The organism is Streptomyces roseochromogenus subsp. oscitans DS 12.976 (assembly GCF_000497445.1).
In the GTDB taxonomy this organism is placed as follows: domain Bacteria; phylum Actinomycetota; class Actinomycetes; order Streptomycetales; family Streptomycetaceae; genus Streptomyces; species Streptomyces oscitans.
This window is the reverse complement of sequence record NZ_CM002285.1, coordinates 2857468-2862548: the sequence shown is the minus strand read 5'-3', so window position 1 is coordinate 2862548 and position 5081 is coordinate 2857468. Positions and strand designations below refer to the sequence as shown.

Below are 5081 nucleotides of genomic sequence, written 5' to 3'. Positions count from 1 at the left end.
TCGGCCCCTCTTTCAGTGGCTCGCCCCCGGGGCGGCGCAGTCGGCCGTGCCGAAGGGCCGGGTGTGCCCCGCGGCACCCCGGCCACCCGGTACGGCTGCGCCCCGGCACAAGGGGGTGCCTTCTCGATCGTCTCGGCGGCGGCCGCTTCGTCCCTCACGGCCGGCTGATCCAGAAGGCGCCCCCTCATGGGCGCGGCGGCTCCCCAGCGTGTCGTCCTTCCCTCTGTTCTGCCCAGTGCGTGCGTCGCACTCACGTTTCCCCGGAGCGGGCCCGGTCGTTGAGCCCGGCGTGAGGCACGTAGAAGGACGCGCACGGCGCGCGGGAGCCGTGCTGGCGGCCGTACTGACCTGGACGGCCCTGCTCGCGGGGTGTTCCGGCCCGCTCGGCCCGGACGGGGAGCCCGGCGCACCCGCGGCATCCCGGAACGTCATCCACGTCACCCCCGCCGACGGCAGCAAGGCCGTCCGCCCCGGCCGGCGGCTGCGGGTCCGGGTGCCCGAGGGGCGGCTGGAGAAGGTGACCGTCGTGAAGTCGCAGGACGCCCAGGACTCCGCGGTCCCCGGGTACATCAGCGCCGACGGCAGGACCTGGCGGCCCGACGAGGACCGGCTGGGGCTCGCCGCCCAGTACACCGTCGACGTGGTCGCCCAGGACGCGGAGGGCCGCGAGTCCGCCCGGCACACCACCTTCACCACGCTCGTGCCCGACGAGCGGTTCATCGGCTACGTCACCCCCGAGAACCGCGCCGTCGTCGGTACCGGCATGATCGTCTCGCTCGCCTTCAACCGGGAGATCACCGACCGCGCCGCCGTCGCCCGTGCCGTCCGGGTCAGCGCACAGCCCCCCGTCGAGATCCGCCCGCACTGGTTCGGCAGGACCCGGCTGGACTTCCGCCCCGAGCAGTACTGGAAACCCGGTACCGAGGTCACCGTGGACCTGAACCTGCGCGACGTCCAGGGGGCGCCCGGCGTCTACGGGCTGCAGGACAAGACCTTCGCGTTCACCGTCGGCCGCAGCCAGGTCTCGCTGGTGGACGCGGCCAGCCACACCATGCAGGTACGCCGCGACGGCCGGCTGCTCGCCACCGTGCCGATCACCGCGGGCGCCCCGAGGAACCCCACGTACAACGGCAAGATGGTGGTGATGGACATGCTGGACGTCACCCGTATGAACAGCCGCACGGTCGGTTTCGGCGGCGAGTACGACATCCCCGACGTCCCGCACGCGATGAAGCTCACCGACTCCGGCACCTTCCTGCACGGCAACTACTGGTCGCCGGACGCCCCCGGGCGCGTCAACGTCAGCCACGGCTGCGTGGGCCTCCGGGACGTCCGGGGCGGCAGTTCGGACACCCCCGCGGGCTGGTTCTTCGACCGCAGCCTCATCGGTGACGTCATCGAGGTCGTCAACAGCGACGAGAAGACCGTCGCCCCCGACAACGGCCTGGGCGGCTGGAACATGACGTGGCAGGAGTGGACGGCGAACCCGGCGGCCGAGTGACCGGGGGAAGCCGGGTCACCGCTATCAGCCGTGGGACGCGTTCGGGCGCGGCTGGATGTCGCGGTGGCCGCCAACCTCTCCACTCGGCACCTGAGTCCGGACGGCCCGTCCCGATGGATCCGGAATCTCGCGCAACGGCGTGAGCGCGTCCTGCGCCGTATCCGCCGGCAGCTCGCACGGACCGCGACGGAGGGCCTGGCGGAACGGTCGGCCGAGGTCGAGTCCTGTCCGCGGCGGGGAAGAACGTCTCGATGGTCCGTGCCGGGCGCCAACGGGACGACCAGGTCGTCGGCCTGCTGCTCCTCGGTGTGGGCGGCCCGCCGACACCGGCACCGGCGCCGCGGAACCGCTCCAGGCCATGCCCCGCGCACCGGCACGGTTTCGGCCCAGGACGGGTAGACGTTCCAGGGGGGCCCAGCGCGGCCGCGCCCGGCGGAAGTTGCGACGGAACGGTGACATACGCCTGACACCCCGCTCGGAACCAGGCGGTTAATATGCGCGCACCAGTGTGGTGGGGAGCGGGTCTGACCAGGCCCGGCGAGGGGAGAACGACTTGAACGTGCGGCCTATACCGGGGGCGTCGGCGGCGGGGCGACGGGGTCGTAAGGGACTGGCGCTCATAGCCGGCGCTCTGGTGCTGTCGCTCGCCGCCTGCGGCGGGGGCGGCGGCAAGGGTGACGGGAAGGGCAAGGACGGCGGCACCCAGCAGGCCGCGCAGCAGTCCGCCGCCGCTGTCACCATCACGCCCAAGTCCGGTGCCACCGGCGTCGACACCAGCGGCGCGCTGAAGGTGGACGTCACCCAGGGCAAGCTGACCGAGGTCACCGTCAAGGACGCCAAGGGCGCGACGGTCGACGGCAGCATCACCGGCGGCGGCGCGTCCTGGACGCCGTCGGCCCATCTGGCCGCCGCCACCAAGTACACGGTGCACGCGGTCGCCAAGGACTCCCAGGGCCGCGAGGCCGCCGAGGACTCCACGTTCACCACCTTGACCCCGAAGAACACCTTCCTCGGCTACTTCACCCCCGAGGACGGCTCCACCGTCGGTGTCGGCATGCCGTTCTCCGTCAACTTCACCCGGGGCATCACGAACCCGCAGGCCGTCGAGAAGTCCATCAGGATCACGACGCAGCCCGCCGTCGACGTCGAGGGCCACTGGTTCGGCAACGACCGCCTGGACTTCCGCCCCGAGAAGTACTGGAAGGAAGGCACCAAGGTCACCGTCGACCTCGATCTCGACGGGGTCGAGGGCCGCGACGGCGTCTACGGCGAGCAGCACAAGACCGTGAAGTTCACCATCGGCCGCAACCAGGTCTCCGTCGTGGACGCCAAGAAGCACACGATGCAGGTCACCCAGGACGGCAAGGTCATCAAGACCCTTCCGGTCACCACCGGCAAGCCCGGCTACGACACCTGGAACGGCCAGATGGTCATCAGCGAGAAGCTCACGGTCACCCGGATGAACGGCGAGACCGTAGGCTACGGCGGCGAGTACGACATCAAGGACGTCCCGCACGCCATGCGCCTGACCACTTCCGGCACCTTCCTGCACGGCAACTACTGGGGCGGAGACGCCTTCGGCAACTACAACGCCAGCCACGGCTGCGTCGGCCTGAGCGACGTGCGCGGCGGCTATGACACGTCGACCCCGGCCGCCTGGATGTTCGACCACTCGATCATCGGCGACGTGGTGATCGTGAAGAACGCGCACGACGGCACGGTGGGCCCGGACAACGGCCTCAACGGCTGGAACATGTCCTGGGCGGACTGGACGAAGTAGGGGCGCTTCGCGCCCCGTAAGGGGCGCGGGGGCTGTATCGATCTGCGGCTCCGCCGCGTGGGCGCGAGCAACCCACGACGGCCCGCAGCCAACGACGTACCGGTGGTCCCTTCCACGTGAACGCCCGCTAACCTGCGGAGCATGACCGTCTCTCTCGAAGTCGCCGAAGGCGTCGGAACCCTGCGTCTCGACCGGCCGCCGATGAACGCGCTGGACGTCGCCACCCAGGACCGGCTGAAGGAACTCGCCGAGGAGGCCACGCGCCGCGACGACGTGCGCGCCGTGGTGATCTACGGCGGTGAGCGGGTGTTCGCGGCCGGCGCGGACATCAAGGAAATGCAGGACATGGACCACACCGCGATGGTCCTGCGCTCCCGCGCCCTGCAGGACTCCTTCACCGCCGTGGCCCGCATCCCCAAACCCGTCGTCGCCGCCATCACCGGCTATGCCCTCGGCGGCGGCTGCGAACTGGCCCTGTGCGCCGACTACCGCATCGCCGCCGACAACGCCAAGCTCGGCCAGCCCGAGATCCTGCTCGGCCTGATCCCGGGCGCCGGCGGCACCCAGCGGCTGCCCCGGCTGATCGGCCCGTCCAAGGCCAAGGACCTCATCTTCACGGGCCGTCAGGTCAAGGCGGACGAGGCCCTCGCGATCGGTCTGGTGGACCGGGTCGTACCGGCCGCCGAGGTGTACGAGCAGGCGCACGCCTGGGCCGCGAAGCTCGCCCAGGGCCCGGCGATCGCCCTGCGGGCGGCGAAGGAGTCGGTCGACGCCGGTCTGGAGACCGACATCGACACCGGTCTCGCCGTCGAACGGAACTGGTTCGCGGGCCTGTTCGCCACCGAGGACCGCGAGCGCGGCATGCGCAGCTTCGTGGAGGAGGGCCCGGGCAAGGCCAAGTTCCTCTGACGGCAGTGGAGTGAACTTCCCCGTAACACCTGTGGGCCCCCTTGCAATTGACGCCCCGTGTCATCCGGGTCCCTCGATGGAGCGGTTTATGGGAGCCTTAAAGCAACCTTAAGCCTGCGCTGTCGAGGGAGCCTGACGATTGCCCGGAAGTGAGCCGTCTTCGCAGGTCAACCGGACCCTACTGGCCGGTGACATGACGTCGGCATATGCCGGTCGCGCGGCGTGGGACGGGGGCGTGCGAGGGGCGTATTCCGCCGGAACGGCCCCCAAGACGGCTCCGGGCCGCCATCATGGGGGCATGGCGGGGCTGGAGGGCATCGAACAGCCGCGGGGACACAGTCGTGCGGCCGCGGCACGCTGGTCGCCCGGGGTCGAGGACGAACAGGCGCTCAAGGCGCTCGAACTGTTCGGCAACCCGACGGAGGCAGAGGTGCCGCTGCCGTCCCGCCCGGAGTCCGCGGCCACCGCCCGCCGGCTGGCCCAGGTCGTCGTCCTGCGCACCTGGCGGCTCACCCCCAAGCTGGCCGAAGACGCGGTCTTACTCGTGTCCGAACTCGTCGGCAACGCCGTACGGCACACCGGCGCCCGGGTCTTCGGCCTGCGGATGCGCCGCCGCCCCGGCTGGATCCGGGTGGAGGTCCGCGACCCCTCGCGCGGCCTGCCCTGTCTGATGCCGGTTCAGGAGATGGACATCAGCGGCCGCGGCCTCTTCCTCGTGGACAGACTCTCCGACCGCTGGGGCGTGGACCTGCTGCCCCGCGGCAAGACCACCTGGTTCGAGATGCGGGTGGCCGACCGGTAGCGAGGACATGGAATCGCCCTTACGGCGACCCGAAATCAACCCTCTTTCGGTCCAATCAGTGGTTTCTTACCTATCGCCCCTTAAATGAT

4 protein-coding genes are annotated in these 5081 nt (G+C 70.6%); all 4 read left to right on the top strand.

What is annotated here, in order from left to right; translation table 11 throughout:
* Positions 1 to 289: 289 nt before the first annotated feature.
* The gene (locus M878_RS62195) at positions 290 to 1501 is read left to right on the top strand and encodes a L,D-transpeptidase (protein ID WP_031224796.1); all 1212 of its coding nucleotides are present in this window, start codon (positions 290 to 292) and stop codon (positions 1499 to 1501) included.
* 553 nt (positions 1502 to 2054) lie between these two features.
* A complete protein-coding gene (locus M878_RS62190) occupies positions 2055 to 3281 on the top strand; it encodes a L,D-transpeptidase (RefSeq protein ID WP_209445518.1) in 1227 nt (408 codons plus the stop codon).
* A gap of 141 nt (positions 3282 to 3422) precedes the next feature.
* Positions 3423 to 4190: an enoyl-CoA hydratase/isomerase family protein gene (locus M878_RS62185; protein ID WP_023546640.1), complete on the top strand. Its 768-nt coding sequence runs from the start codon at positions 3423 to 3425 to the stop codon at positions 4188 to 4190.
* A 298-nt stretch (positions 4191 to 4488) separates the two neighbouring features.
* Entirely contained in the window at positions 4489 to 4992 is a 504-nt protein-coding gene (locus M878_RS62180) for an ATP-binding protein (protein WP_023546639.1), read from the top strand.
* Positions 4993 to 5081 lie beyond the last annotated feature (89 nt).

What these genes read in the sequence shown, in the direction of transcription:
- M878_RS62180 (WP_023546639.1), top strand. Translation starts at nt 4,489, where the DNA reads ATGGCGGGGCTGGAGGGCATCGAACAGCCGCGGGGACACAGTCGTGCG.
- M878_RS62185 (WP_023546640.1), top strand. Translation starts at nt 3,423, where the DNA reads ATGACCGTCTCTCTCGAAGTCGCCGAAGGCGTCGGAACCCTGCGTCTC.